Origin of the sequence: Streptomyces rishiriensis (genome assembly GCF_003112535.1) — a bacterium.
In the GTDB taxonomy this organism is placed as follows: Bacteria; Actinomycetota; Actinomycetes; order Streptomycetales; family Streptomycetaceae; genus Streptomyces; species Streptomyces rishiriensis.
The window spans coordinates 574,598-587,835 of sequence record NZ_BEWA01000002.1; the positions used below are offsets into that span (position 1 = coordinate 574,598).

10 protein-coding genes and 1 pseudogene are annotated in these 13,238 nt (G+C 72.3%); 5 read left to right on the forward strand and 6 right to left on the reverse strand.

What is annotated here, in order from left to right:
- Positions 1-65: 65 nt before the first annotated feature.
- Positions 66-1,499, forward strand: coding sequence for an amino acid permease (locus Sri02f_RS04265; RefSeq protein WP_108999683.1), 1,434 nt, complete (start codon positions 66-68; stop codon positions 1,497-1,499).
- A gap of 194 nt (positions 1,500-1,693) precedes the next feature.
- Positions 1,694-2,116 carry a M67 family metallopeptidase gene (locus tag Sri02f_RS04270; protein ID WP_108999684.1) on the forward strand — a complete coding sequence of 141 codons (423 nt, stop codon included), beginning with the start codon at positions 1,694-1,696 and terminating at the stop codon, positions 2,114-2,116.
- A gap of 6 nt (positions 2,117-2,122) precedes the next feature.
- Here the strand turns inward: Sri02f_RS04270 and Sri02f_RS04275 are convergent, their stop codons facing one another.
- Both Sri02f_RS04275 and Sri02f_RS04280 read right to left on the reverse strand, forming a co-directional pair.
- Complete coding sequence (locus Sri02f_RS04275) at positions 2,123-2,476, reverse strand: hypothetical protein (RefSeq protein WP_108999685.1); 354 nt, start codon at positions 2,474-2,476, stop codon at positions 2,123-2,125.
- A 132-nt stretch (positions 2,477-2,608) separates the two neighbouring features.
- Complete coding sequence (locus Sri02f_RS04280; protein ID WP_108999686.1) at positions 2,609-4,960, reverse strand: immune inhibitor A domain-containing protein; 2,352 nt, start codon at positions 4,958-4,960, stop codon at positions 2,609-2,611.
- Between the two features lie 373 nt (positions 4,961-5,333).
- Between Sri02f_RS04280 and Sri02f_RS04285 the strand changes: the two genes are divergently transcribed.
- Positions 5,334-5,675, forward strand: coding sequence for a hypothetical protein (locus tag Sri02f_RS04285; protein ID WP_108999687.1), 342 nt, complete (start codon positions 5,334-5,336; stop codon positions 5,673-5,675).
- A 151-nt stretch (positions 5,676-5,826) separates the two neighbouring features.
- Here Sri02f_RS04285 and Sri02f_RS04290 read toward each other — a convergent pair whose 3' ends face one another.
- From Sri02f_RS04290 to Sri02f_RS04300, 3 genes and pseudogenes are all read right to left on the reverse strand, one after another.
- On the reverse strand, positions 5,827-6,738 hold the full coding sequence (locus Sri02f_RS04290) for a hypothetical protein (protein ID WP_108999688.1): 912 nt from the start codon (positions 6,736-6,738) through the stop codon (positions 5,827-5,829).
- A gap of 168 nt (positions 6,739-6,906) precedes the next feature.
- The gene (locus Sri02f_RS04295; protein WP_108999689.1) at positions 6,907-7,608 is read right to left on the reverse strand and encodes an RDD family protein; all 702 of its coding nucleotides are present in this window, start codon (positions 7,606-7,608) and stop codon (positions 6,907-6,909) included.
- A 182-nt stretch (positions 7,609-7,790) separates the two neighbouring features.
- Positions 7,791-9,350 (reverse strand): annotated as a pseudogene (locus Sri02f_RS04300) (RDD family protein).
- 304 nt (positions 9,351-9,654) lie between these two features.
- Between Sri02f_RS04300 and Sri02f_RS04305 the strand changes: the two are divergent.
- The gene (locus Sri02f_RS04305) at positions 9,655-10,173 is read left to right on the forward strand and encodes an SsgA family sporulation/cell division regulator (protein ID WP_108999690.1); all 519 of its coding nucleotides are present in this window, start codon (positions 9,655-9,657) and stop codon (positions 10,171-10,173) included.
- A 121-nt stretch (positions 10,174-10,294) separates the two neighbouring features.
- Here the strand turns inward: Sri02f_RS04305 and Sri02f_RS04310 are convergent, their stop codons facing one another.
- Complete coding sequence (locus tag Sri02f_RS04310; RefSeq protein WP_108999691.1) at positions 10,295-11,695, reverse strand: FAD-binding oxidoreductase; 1,401 nt, start codon at positions 11,693-11,695, stop codon at positions 10,295-10,297.
- A 98-nt stretch (positions 11,696-11,793) separates the two neighbouring features.
- Between Sri02f_RS04310 and Sri02f_RS04315 the strand changes: the two genes are divergently transcribed.
- Complete coding sequence (locus Sri02f_RS04315; RefSeq protein WP_108999692.1) at positions 11,794-13,185, forward strand: tetratricopeptide repeat protein; 1,392 nt, start codon at positions 11,794-11,796, stop codon at positions 13,183-13,185.
- Positions 13,186-13,238: the final 53 nt, after the last annotated feature.

Sequence of the window (13,238 nt, forward strand, 5' to 3'; positions counted from 1 at the left end):
GGGATCGAAACCCGATCCGCGGCCGACGAGAGGCCCGGTTCGGCATGGAGAAAGGCGCACCACACATGACCTCCGAGAAGGTCACTGACACCGCTGTCACTGACACTCCCGAAGAGGGATACGAACGCGGACTCGGCAGCCGCCAGGTCCAGATGATCGCGATCGGCGGCGCCATCGGCGTCGGGCTCTTCCTCGGCGCCGGGGCGAACATCGCCAAGGCCGGCCCCAGTCTCATCCTGATGTACGCCCTCGCGGGCGGGATCATCTTCTTCATCATGCGGGCCCTGGGCGAGCTGCTGCTCTACCGCCCGGTCTCGGGCTCCTTCGCGGAGTACTCGCGGGAGTTCCTCGGCCCGTTCTTCGGCTACTTCACCGGCTGGACGTACTGGCTGATGTGGGTCGTCACCGGCATGGCCGAGCTGACGGCCGCGGCGATCTACGTCAACTACTGGTTCCCGGCCGTGCCCCGGTGGGTGACCGCGCTGGTCTTCCTGGTGGTCCTGTTCGGGGTCAACCTGATCTCCGTGAAGCTCTTCGGCGAGCTGGAGTTCTGGTTCTCGATGGTGAAGGTCACCGCGCTCATCGGCATGATCGTCATCGGTCTGGGCGTCCTCACCTTCGGCTTCAGCAGCGCCGGCGACACGGCCGCGGTCTCCAACCTGTGGGCCTTCGACGGCTTCTTCCCCAAGGGCGTCGGCTCCTCCCTGATGACCCTTCAGGGCGTCATGTTCGCGTACCTCGCCGTCGAGCTCGTCGGTGTCACGGCCGGCGAGTCCGAGAACCCCGAGAAGACGCTGCCCAAGGCGATCAACACCCTGCCCTGGCGCATCGCGCTGTTCTACGTCGGCGCGCTCACCGTCATCCTGTGCGTGGTGAAGTGGACCGAGTTCGCACCGGGCGTCTCGCCCTTCGTCGAGGCGTTCGCGAAGATCGGCATCCCGGCGGGCGCCGGCATCGTCAACTTCGTCGTGCTGACCGCGGCCCTTTCCTCCTGCAACTCAGGGATGTACTCCACCGGCCGCATGCTGCGGAACCTGGCCGAGAGCGGCGAGGCCCCCGCGGCCTTCCGGAAGCTGTCGTCGACGAAGACGCCCGCCCTCGGCATCACCGTCTCGGTGCTGTTCATGGGCATCGGCGTGGTCCTGAACTACGTCGTCCCGGAGAAGGCCTTCGGCTACGTCACCTCGGTGGCCACCGCGGCCGGCATCTGGACCTGGCTGATGATCCTGATCAGCCACGTCCTGTACCGCCGCGCGGTCGTCGCGGGGCGGCTGCCCGCGTCCAGCTTCCCGGCGCCGGGCGGCTCCGCCTTCAGCTGGGTGGCGATCGTGTTCCTGCTGTTCGTCACCGGTCTGATCGCCTACGACGCCGACTCGCGCGTGTGTCTGTACGTGATGGCGGTCTGGGCCGCGGCCCTCGGCGTCGGCTGGGCGGTCCTCAAGCGCCGCAACCCGCAGATCACCGACCGGCGCGAGCCGGAGCTCGAGAAGGTCGGCTGACCGACCGCCGGCCACCCCCGGGACGTCCGGCCGCAGGGAGCACTCGTGGCGCCCCCTCCGGCAGCCGCTCAGGACGTCCGCGACGCGGGCCGCCCCGCACCGTCCGCCGGTGCGGGGCGGCCCGTCCGTCGCTCACCGCCCCGCCGCTGGAACGCCGCCGCGCGGCCCCACGCCGGTTGCTTATCCTGACGACCATGCTGACCATCACCCGGGCCCTGCACGACCAGATCGTCGCCCACGCCCGCAAGGACCACCCCGACGAGGCCTGCGGAGTCGTCGCGGGCCCGGCGGGCACGGACCGCCCCGAGCGCTTCATCCCGATGCTGAACGCGGCCATGTCCCCCACGTTCTACGAGTTCGACTCCGGGGACCTGCTGAAGCTCTACCGCGAGATGGACGACCGCGACGAGGAGCCGGTGGTCGTCTACCACTCCCACACGGCGACGGAGGCGTACCCGTCCCGCACGGACATCTCGTACGCGAACGAGCCGGGCGCGCACTACGTCCTGGTCTCCACCGCCGACACCGACGGCCTCGGCGAGTTCCAGTTCCGCTCGTTCCGCATCCTGGACGGCCTGGTCTCCGAGGAGGACGTGCGCGTCGTCGAGGCGTACTGAGCGGCCCTACGCGGCCGCGTTCCTCAGCAGGGCCCTGATCGGCCGCCACAGCTCCGGGCCGGCCGTCACGCCGGCCGCGACACCGTTGTCGGGCGGGGTGCGCCATATCAGGCCGTCGGGGTGGTGCAGGACCGCCGTGATCTCGTCCGGGGTCGGCGGAGCCGCGTTGCCGCGCAGGTAGACGGCGCGCAGACCCAGGTTGCGCAGCCTGGTCAGGGCGCGCGCCCGGTTCTGGGCGTGGACGAGGACGCGGACGTCCGCGGCGGGGCCCGCAAGGCCCTCTCGGACGGCGGGACGGGGCAGGTTCAGCGCCACCACCACCCTGCCGTTCGGCAGCTTGCAGAAGCCTCCTGCGGCCATGCGGTCACACCCCCGTGCGAGTCGGTGTCGAGTTCGGTGTCAATAAGAAGGGCACAGGAGGCACCTAAACACGATCGGCGGCAACCCGCCAGGGGTTGCCGCCGATACGCGTCTGACCTGCTAATACGTCGGCTACTTCGCCGAGGGGCCGACCTTCACCTTGATCGTGGAGCCGTTGGCGGGCTCGCTGACGATCTTGATCGAGGTGTTGGTGTCAGTGATCTTCACGCCCGACAGCGGGGTCGAGGCGTCGTAGTACGTCGACTTGCCGTCGTCGAAGACCGGGACGCCCGGGCGGGACTTGATCTTGACCGCGACGTCCGCCTTGTGCAGCGTGATCGCGTCCGTCCGGAACGTGCTGAAGGTCGAGTCGAAGCTCTGCAGACGGGCGTTCATCGCGGTGCCGTCCGCCCACTTCAGCGGGGTCGGGTGCGAGTCGACCGGAAGGATCTGGCCCTCACCGGGGTGGGCGCTGGTGTTGTTGTCCGCCTGGGAGGTGTCCCACTTCCAGATCAACAGGCCGTTCTGGTACGCGTAGTGCTCCACCCAGTCGGGGCGGGTCGTCGAGAAGCCGAAGTTGTACGGGCCGACCTTGAGGGTCTTGTCGTACGACACGTACTGGCGGTTCTCGGCGATGTAGTACTGCGCGTAGTCGTCGCTGACGGATCCGCCGATGCGCGAGAACCCGGTCGCCTTCCAGGCCGGGTCGGCGCTCTCGGCGTTGTCCGAGAACAGCGTCGCGCCGTCGGCCGTCACCTTGATCTCGTCCGCCGTGAGGCCCTTCTGGGCCACGCCGCCGTCGGTGGCGTAGCGGAAGCGCAGGCTGACCTTCTTGCCGGCGTAGGCGTCCAGCGGGAACGTCAGCTTCTGGTACGACGCGACCGTGCCGGTCAGCGCGGGCTTGCCGCTGCCGTCACGCGGGATCGCGGTGCCGTCGGCCAGCGTGCCGTCGATGGGCGTGTAGTTGGCGCCGCCGTCCGTGGAGACCTCGACGTACGCGTAGTCGTAGTCCTTCTCGGTGTCCCACCAGGCGTCCATCGTGAGGGCGGCGGAGGACTTGCCGGTCAGGTCGACGTCACGGGTGAGCGTGTTGCGCAGGTCGTTGCCGCTGCCGCTCCACCACTGCGTGGCGCCCTCGGCCGGGGCGACCACCTCGGTGGTGACCTTCTTCTCCGGCAACTGGACCACGAGGGCCTGGGCGTTCTTGGTGTTGTACTCCGCGACGCCCAGCGTGTGGCTGGACTTCCTGCCCGCCGCGGCGACGTCGTAGTCCAGCCAGCCGAGCTGGAGCTTGTCCCAGGCGTTCATGTCGCCGGGCAGGTCGCCGATGGCCTTCCTGCCGGTGCCGAGCCAGGAACCGGAGGACATCAGCGTCCAGAAGCCGGTGGAGTTCTCGCCGCCGCCGGAGGTGTCGTACTCGTCCGGCAGGCCGAGGTCGTGGCCGTACTCGTGCGCGTAGACGCCGAGTCCACCGTTCTCCGGCTGGATGGTGTAGTCGCCGACCCAGATGCCGGTGTCGCCGACCTGGGCGCCGCCGAGCTTGTTGGTGTCCGGGCCGGTGGAGCCGGCGTCGGTGCCGAAGGCGTACCAGCGGTGGGCCCAGATGGCGTCCTCGCCCTGTGCGCCGCCGCCCGCGGACTCGTCCTCGCCGGCGTGCACGATCTGGAAGTGGTCGATGTAGCCGTCGGGCTCGTTGAAGTTGCCGTCGCCGTCGTAGTCGTAGCGGTCCCACTGGTCGAACTGGGCCAGCTCCGCCTTGATCTGGGCCGCGGTGGCGCCCGCGGCCTTCCGCTCGGCGACCCAGGCGTTGACGCCGTCCTGGACCGCGTACCAGGCGCCGTTGGAGGCCTTGTTGGAGCCGTAACGGGCCTCGTTGTAGGGGACCTTGACCCAGTCGGTGACCTCGCCGTCGACCGAGTAGCGGCCCGAGGACTGCTTCTCGTAGTACTTCTTCAGCGACTCGGTGTTCTTGCCGGCGCCGAAGTAGAGGTCCTGGAAGTGCTTCTGGTTGTAGTCCGCCTGCCAGGCCGTGGAGTTGTCCTTGGTCCGGTCCGGCGAGGCTATCCGGTTGTGCAGCGGGCCGGCGGTGCCGCCGTAGCGGGCGTCGACCTGGTCGCCGAACTCGACCAGGATCGTGAAGATCTTGTCGGTCTTCTCGCGGCCCAGCTCGACGTACTTGCTGTCGCCCTTGCGGCTCTTGAGCTGGACGACCTTGGACCCGTTGCGGTCCTTGACCGACGCCTTGCCGGATATGACCTGCTTGAGCGCCTCCTCGCGCTGGGCGTCCTGCGTCTTGCTCAGCGGCCCGTCGAAGTCGTGCTCCTTGGCCTTCGCCGGCTGCGGGTCGCGCCGGTCCACCGCCGGGGCCTTCGCCGAGCCGTTCTCGGCGGCCTGCGCCACGGCGAACGTGGTGTACGTCGCCGAGGCCGCGGCCAGGGCGACGACGGTCGCGACCGTCCGATACGTCCAGGATCTACTGCTCACTCGATGTCCTCCCACGCACGCGCCTGTGCGCGCGGAAAGGGGATCCCTGTCAAGGAAGGTCCGCGCGCTGTTATACGCGTGTAGTCAAGTGACGCCATTTGACTACTGGTTTGCAAGAAAAGACAGACCTTGACTTGGACAAGTCAAATGCATTATCGGGAGCCGGTGTTCGCATTGCGGACTCATGACAGCAACATGACGGGCCGTCACGGACGACGGCGGGCGCGCGGGACCGTCCACCTGATGGACGTCATGACTCCGTGCGCCCCCTGTGCACCGGCACCGTGGGTTAGGTCACGCTTACCGTTCGCTCCACTCGGGCATGCAGGCGAATAGAGTCGAGACCGCCCCCGCTTCCGAGGACACGATTGCCATGCCTCGTCCGACTGTCGCACAGCTCACGTACGGTTCCTGCACCGTCATCTTCTCGACGCTCGCCATGCTGCTGCTGTCACAGACGAGTTCGGGCCCCGGGATCGCCGTCATCGTCGTCGCCGCGGTCGCGCTCGGCGTGCTCGTCGCCATGACGGTGCCGACTCCGAAGCCGTCGAGGACCGTCGTGGCCCGTTCCGCCGCGAGCGCTGCCGCGAGCCGGCCCCAGTCCGTCAGCGTCACCGTCCCGGTCACCGTTCCCGCGCACGCGCCCGTGCAGGCGCCCGTGCCGGCCGTGGTGGCCTCGGCACCCGAGCCCGTCCGGGAGCCCACCGCTCCCTGACACCCGACGCCACCGAAGCCTGCACGCCGACGGCCCGCACCTCCCCCAAGGGGTGTGCGGGCCGTCGGCGTGTCCGCCCTTCACGGCATCCCGCCCGGAGCGGGCGCGCGAGGGTCCCGGTCCGGGCCGGCCCGGACCGGGACCTCCCGGTTCAAGCGCGCTTGAGGTGGACCGCCACCGTCTCGGCCGCGGTCACCTGCTGTGCGTAGTCCGGGTCCGTCGCCGCGGCCCGCGCCTCGACCTCGACGTCTCCGCGCTGGAAGGGGGTGTCCCCGGTGGGCACGGCCGTCGCGGTCCAGGCCGTGGGCGCGCCCGGCGTGCAGGGCACCGACGCGGCGAACGAGCCGCGGATGAGTTTCTGCTTCTTCACCTGGGTGACGTTGCCGGACACGTCCACCCTCACCGGCTTGCTGCAGCTCACCGTCCCGTGCAGGGCGGCCTTGCCGTTCAGGGCGCTCGCGGTGCCGTCCAGGGCCACGGCGAGACCGAGGTCGAGCTGGGCCGGCGGGGCCGGGTTGTCGATGTGGACCTCGCCGCGCGCCGCGGGAGCGCCTCCCTCGCAGTGCTGCTCGAAGGTGGCGTCGAGCTTCTTCACGTAACCCTGCGGGCCGAACTCCACGTCGAGAACGGTGAACCGGCCGGTGAGCGTGTTGCATCCGCGCCCGTTGCCGCTGAGGTCCAGCCCCGGCTCGGCCGGTCCGTTGAACGGGTGGCGGGTGGCGCCGGTGTAGGTGCCCGGCGCGAGGACCTGGCCGGACGGCGCCGCGAGGTCCAGGGACCACCAGTCGCCGTTCGCTCCGTCCGCCTGGAGGTGGACCGCGTTGTCGGCGTTGTCGGCGGAGATGCTCAAGCGGTCCTGGGAGGCGGTCGCGTAGGCGTAGGACCGCCCGCCGCTGATGTAGTCGCCCTCGTCTCCGCCGAAGCCGAAGGTTCCCTGGGTGACGGGCGCGGCGTGCGCCTCGGCCCCGGACAGCAGGCCGGTCGTGCCGGTGGCCATGCCCAGGGCCAGTACGAGGACGGCCGCGGTACGGGCCAGGACGCGTTCGGGCGTGCTGAGTGACATGGATGGTCCCCCTGAGAGATGAAGTGCCCCGTTGCCGGCGTCATGCGCGTGACGCGCCGGCGGAGCGAGTCTGCCAACCAGGGGGATGTGCAACAACTGTGTTTCGAGCGACGGTAGTTGACGTTTCGGCCAACAGGCGGCACGAGAGCCGTCGCCGCCGGACGGCCGTCAGCCCGTGCTGACGACGACCGTCTTGGCCGCCTTGTCGTGCAGGCCCTGCTTGTACGGCTTGTCGAAATAGCTCCAGCCGCCGCAGATCGCCGTCCACAGACAGGCGCAGCAGAAGGCGAACGGCACCCACAGCACCAGCGCGCGGATCAGCGACGTCTGCACGGAGGGCGTGGCGCCGTTGTCGAGGTCGGCCACGCGCATGCCGAGCCACTTCTTGCCCAGCGTCCGGCCGGATCTGGCGGTCAGGACCGTGTCGTACGCGACGTACATGATCACGGCGACGAGTTCCCGGCCGAAGGTCTTGCCGAACTGGATCTTGTCGGCGTTCACGGTGTACTGCGCGACTCCGAAGGCCCATGCCAGCAGCGTCACCACGATGAAGACGATGACCATGTCGATGATCCGGGCGAGCGTGCGTCGGCCGCTCTCGGCGAGCGGCGGCATCCCGGCGAGCGGGTCGGCGGGCTGCCCGCCGTACGGGTCACCCCCGTAAGGGCCACCTCCGTAAGGGGCGCCGCCGTACGGGTCGTTGCCGTACGGGCCGCCACCGGGGGGCGGGGGCTGCCCGGCGCCTCCGCCGTACGGCCCCTGCGGGGTGTCGTACGGCGAGCCCTGCGGGGGCTGCTGCGGCCGTTTCCTGAACGGATCGTCCTCCGGCGGCTCGCCGCCGCCGGAGCCGGGGGGCGGTTCGGTGGTCATGCCCCCGAGTCGACCCCGAACCCCCGCGCTCCGCATCCGGCGAGCGGCCGTACGGGGTACCCGGCACGCGCGGGAGAGCACGGGTGGGAGAGAGCGGGAGGGCGGGCGGCGAAGGAGGGCGGGCGGCGAAGGGGGGCGGGCGGGCGGCGAAGGGGGGCGGGCGAGTGGAGCGGCGCGGGCGGTCAGCCCGCGACGAACGTGTGCGCCGCCTTGTCGTGCCAGCACTGCCGCCACGGCTTGTCGAACAGGCCCCAGACGACGCCCACGATCCCGAAGGCGAGCAGACCCGGAACGCTGTAGACGAGCCAGCGGAGCACGGCCGCCCCGTAGGTCGGGGGCTCGCCGCCCTCGATGTCCCGCACGTCCAGACCCAGCAGCTTCTTGCCCAGCGTGCGGCCCCACTTGGCGGTCGGCAGGGCCTCGTACACGATCCCGAACACCAGCAGGACGGCGAGGACGATCCCCAGGTACACCGACGTCGTGCCGTCGAGCAGCCAGACGGTCACGGTCTCCCCGGTCAGCTTGGCCGCGTCGATCTTCTCGTTGACGTGGTCGAGTGCCCTCACGCCGAGCGGCACCGCGGCCGCGCCGGTGACGGCCGCGAGGACGAGGGTGTCGACGAGACGGGCGACCAGCCGCTTGCCGAGGCCCGCGGGACGGGCCGAGGCCTGACGCCGGGCCGCCGCCTGGAAGATGTCGTCCACCGGCGGCTTCCAGGGCGCGACGGGGCCGTCCTCGGCCCCCGCGAGCCGGTGCACCTGCTGCGCCCAGGAGGGCTGCCCGCCACCGGGACCGACGGGGGCGACCGGGGTGGCCGGGGCGGCGGCGCCCAGGGGGGCGGCGGGCTGCTGCGGGACCGCCGCGGCGGGCGGCGCGGCCGGGAACGCGGCGGGCCCCTGGGGGGCGGGCGCCGCGACGGGGGCGGGGGCCGGTGCGGGCCGGGCCGGACCGGCCTGCGGCGCGGGGGCTGCTGCCTGCGACGCCGCCGCCCGCTCGGCGGCCGCCTTGCCGGCGCCGAACCCCGGCTTCGCGGGAGCGGCGCCGCCTGCCGCCGCCGGGGATGCCGGTGCGGACGTCGGTCCCTGCGTGCCGGGAACGAAGGACGCGGCGGGCGCGGCATCCTGGTGGGCCGTGCGCGGGCCCGGCGCGCGGAAGGCGACGTTGCCCTCGTCGGGGACGAACCCGGGGGCGCCGGACGGGGGCGCGCCGGGCGGCGAACCGGCCGTTCCGGCGCCCGGGGTCGGGCGGCGGAAGACGAACGTGCCGCCGGAGACCACGTCCCCGGCGCCGGGGGCGCCGCCGTCCTCCGGCTCCGCGGGCGGGATCGTCGTCATGCCGTCCGTGCTCGTCGAGCGGCCCTCGGGCTACGCCGGGGCGGGCGGGGCGGCCCGCGGGTCGGCGCCCTGCGGAGCGCCCCAGGAGACGCGACGGTCCTGTTCGCCGCCGAAGCCGGACTGGTGGGCGCGGTCGGCGCCCCAGGCGGAGGCCGGCTCGGAGCGGCCGCCGTAGGGGTCGGCCGGCGCGGGGTCCTCGTCGAAGAAGTGCGGGCCGGTCTCCTCGACGGAGGGCGCGGGCCCGCCGGACGGGCTCGTGAGCGGCCGGCCGTCGGACGGCGCGGGCCGGCTGGTGCCCGGTACCCAGGAGGCACCGTTCCAGTACCGGACGTATCCAGGGATGGAAGGGTCCGGGTAGTACCCCTCACGGGGCCTGTCGTCGCCGGGGGCCGGGGTGGGGGCGCTCATGTCCGTCGTCCCGTATCTGCTCGGGGGTGGGATGGGGGGACCACATTTATCAGACGCGCGCGTGAGCCAGGGCGGCTCTGGCCATACGGCCACCTTTCCGGGCAACCCCGTGCAGGCTCTTCACACGTTCGAAAGCGCCCGCCGGGGCCCGGTGCGCACGGCCGACGGAAAAGTTCTCCGAACCCGCGTAATGGTTCCGGGTGCACGCCCTCTCCACTCGTACGGGCCCGCACGAAGGCCCGTACGACAGTCCGTGAAGGCCCCCCGGGGCCCGTCGCGGGTTCCGTTCCGAGAGGAGAACGTCATGCATCACACCGTGGTGGAGCGCGAGCTGGAGCTGAAGCTCATCCTGTCGCCAGAGCGCAGCATCCCCGTCCCGGCCAGACTCGGCTACCGCAGCGACGACCCGTTCGCCGTCCATGTCACCTTCCACGTCGACTCGGACCATCCGGTCGCCTGGACGTTCGCCCGCGAGCTGCTCGTGGAGGGGGTGTTCCGGCCGTGCGGACACGGGGACGTGCGGGTGTGGCCGACGAAGTCGGAGGGCCGCAGCGTCGTGCTGATGGCGCTGAGCTCGCCCTGCGGCGACGCCCTCCTGGAGGCGCCCTCGGCCCAGGTCTCGGCCTGGCTGGAGCGGACGCTGCGGGTGGTGCCGCCGGGCTCCGAGGGCGAGCAGCTCGGCATCGACGACGTCCTGGCCGAGCTGCTCGCCCCCTCCCCCAGGCTCTCGCCCTCGCTCGAACAGGGGGGCCCGGCCCCGGCGGACGACGCGTGGCTGCGCGACCCGTGGCCGGGCGACGAGACGGGGGACGCGGGTGAGTGAACGAGGGACGAGAGCGAGAACGAGAACGAGCGGGAGGTCGAGAACGAGGTCGAGTTCGAGAACGACGTGGAGGGCGGGGATCAGGACGTGGACGGCGTGGACGGTCGGCGCGACGGGCCCTCTAGAACAGCTTGCCCGGGTTGAGGATGCCCAGCGGGTCGAAGGCCGCCTTGACCGCGCGCTGCATCTCCACGCCCACCGGGCCGATCTCGCGCGCCAGCCACTCCTTCTTCAGCACGCCCACGCCGTGCTCGCCGGTGATGGTGCCGCCGAGGTCCAGGCCGAGGCCCATGATCTCGTCGAAGGACTCACGGGCGCGCCGGCGCTCGTCGGGGTCCGCCGCGTCGAAGCAGACCGTGGGGTGGGTGTTGCCGTCCCCGGCGTGGGCGACGACCCCGATGGTCAGCCCGTGCTTCTCCGCGATGCGTTCGACGCCTTCGAGCATCTCGCCGAGTCTGGAACGGGGCACGCACACGTCGTCGATCATCGTCGTGCCCTTGACGGCGTCCAGCGCGACGAGCGCCGAACGCCTCGCCTGGAGCAGGAGTTCGGACTCGGCGGCGTCCTCGGCGGGGACGACCTGCGTGGCGCCTGCCGCCTCGCACAAGGCGCCGACCGCGGCGAGGTCGGCGGCCGGGTCGGGGGTGTCGAAGGCGGCGAGGAGCAGCGCCTCGGTGGTCTCCGGCAGACCCATGCGGGTCAGTTCGTTGACGGCCCGGACGGTCGTGCGGTCCATCAGTTCGAGGAGGGACGGCACATGCCCGCCGGCCATGATCCGGCACACCGCGTCGCAGGCCGCGGCGCCGGACGCGAACTCGGCCGCCAGCGCCAACTGCCGCGGCGGCTGCGGCTTCAGCGCCAGGATCGCCCGCACGACGACGCCCAGCGAGCCCTCGGAGCCGACGAACAGACGGGTGAGGTCGTACCCGGCGACGCCTTTCGCGGTGCGGCGTCCGGTGGACATCAGCCGTCCGTCGGCGAGCACCACGTCGAGTCCGAGGACGTACTCGGCGGTCACCCCGTACTTGACGCAGCACAGGCCGCCGGACGCGGTGCCGATGTTGCCGCCGATCGTGCACGTCTCCCAGCTGGAGGGGTCGGGCGGGTAGTACAGGCCGTGTTCGCCCACGGCCCGCGACAGGACCGCGTTGACGACGCCCGGCTCGACCACGGCGACGCGGTCGACCGGGTTGATCTCGATGACGCGGTCCATCCTCGTCAGGGACAGGACGATGCAGCCCTCGGTGGCGTTGGCGCCGCCGGACAGGCCGGTGCGGGCGCCCTGCGGCACGACCGGGACGCGCAGCTCGGTCGCCGTGCGCATGACGTGCTGGACCTCTTCGGCCGTGCGCGGCAGCACGACCACGGCCGGGGCGCCGGCGGGGCAGAAGCCCGCCATGTCGTGGGCGTAGGAGGCCGTGACGTCCGGATCGGTGAGGACGGCCCCGGCCGGCAGGCCGGCCAGCAGACGGTCGAGGAGGTTGCCCGTCACCTCGTCGCGCGGCGCTTCCAAACGGCTCATGATCTCAGGTTCGCACCCGGGGCCATCGGTGTGAACCCCGCCCGCCGGAGCCTTCCGCTGACGTCATACGGTCGTCGTAGTGACGCACAGTGAGCGCCATGGAGAAGGTCTCTCGGTTTCGTCGGCGGCTGCTCGTGGGCTCGCTCGTGGGGTGTCTCGCGCTGGGCGGCGGGGTGCTGCTGTGTCTGCCCGGCGAGGGGCCGGCCGGGCAGGCGCCCGTGGCCGCTCCCGGAGCGCAGGCGGGCTCGGCGGTCCGCGCCGGGGCGCCTGCCGCGCTCGCGGATCTGGCGGAGCTGGTCGACGAGCGGGAGAGCCGGGTGCGGGCGCATCCGCGGGACGCGCGGTCGTGGGCGGTGCTCGGGGCCGCCTACCTGGAGCAGGGACGGCGCACCGCGGACGTGGCCGCCCTGTACCCCAAGGCCGAGCGGGCGCTGCGGACCTCGCTGAAGGCGCGTCCGGAGAACAACGCCGAGGCCCTCGACGGCCTGGCCGCGCTGGCCAACGCGCGCCGTGACTTCCCGGCGGCCCTGGCCTGGGGCGAGGCCGCGCGCAAGGCGGCGCCCCGGCGCTGGACGACGTACGCGCAGCTCATCGACGCGTACACCGGGCTCGGCGACTACAAGAAGGCCCGCAAGGCCCTCGACCGGCTGACGGCGCTGCACTCCGGGCCCGTCGTGCGGGCGCGGGCGGCGGGCGTGTACTGGGACCAGGGCCGACGCGAGGACGCGCAGGCGGCGCTGGCGGACGCGGCGGCGGCCGCTTCGTCGCCGGCCGAGCAGGCGGCCTGGCTGGAGCGGGGCGGGGAGCTGGCGTGGGAGCGCGGCGAGCGGGAGAACGCGCTGCGGCACTTCCAGGAGGCGGTGCGGCTCGACCCCGACATGCGGGCCGCGCAGGCCGGGCAGGGGCGGGCGCTGGCGGCTCTGGGGCGGACGACGGAGGCGCTGAACGCGTACCGGATGGCGCTGGCCAAGCAGCCGTCGCCGCAGTACGCGCTGGAGCTGGGCGAGCTGTACGAGTCGCTGGGGCTCGCGCAGGCGGCGCGGGTGCAGTACGACCTGCTGCGGGCGCGGGTGCGGGTGGAGGCGGCGGGCGGGGTGGACGGGGACCTGGTCCTCGGCCGGTTCGAGGCGGACCACGGGGACCCGGCCCTGGCGGTGCGGCGGCTGCGGGCCGAGTGGCGCAGACAGCCGGGGATCGCGGTGGCGGACGCGCTGGGCTGGGCGTTGCACCGGGCCGGGCACGACCGGGAGGCCCTGAGGTTCGCCATGAAGGCCACCGACCGGGTGCACGGGGGCGCGATGCGCAGCGCGCCCTACGTCTACCACCTGGCCATGATCGAGCGGACGCTGGGCGCGGAGGGGCCGGCCCGGCGGCATCTGCGGGAGGCGCTGCAGATCAACCCGTACTTCTCGCCGCTGCTCGGACCGGTGGCCCGGGCGGCGGCCGAGCAGCTGGGCGACGAGCCGGCCCCCGCCGAACCGCCGGCCTGAGCGCGGATGCCGCGGCGTGCCGTGAGCCGCGGGCTGCGGCTGCGTGCGTCGGG